Genomic DNA, 253 nt, shown 5'->3' on the forward strand with positions numbered 1-253 from the left:
CCACCTGACCCCGCTGGCCGAGGCCGAGCCTGCCGATGCCATCGTACTGGCGGTGCCGCATGCCGAATATCGGGACTGCGGCTGGCGTTTGATTACATCGCTGGCCAAGCCTCACGCGCGGTTTGTGGTCTGCGACCTGAAGGCCGTACTGGATCGAGATCTGCGCCCGGAACACGCGACACTCTGGCGGCCTTGAGCTTCGGTTGAACAGCCGGTGTTGCCGCGTGTCGATGTGCGCTGCACAAGCCCGCTT

At 64.8% G+C, this 253-nt stretch carries 1 protein-coding gene; it reads left to right on the forward strand.

All coding sequences use genetic code 11. The features are described 5' to 3' along the window. Positions 1–196: hypothetical protein (locus ACVA58_RS28395; RefSeq protein WP_446513571.1), on the forward strand; the 196-nt coding region annotated here is incomplete at its 5' end. Positions 197–253: the final 57 nt, after the last annotated feature.

The organism is Photobacterium sp. DNB22_13_2 (genome assembly GCF_052873915.1).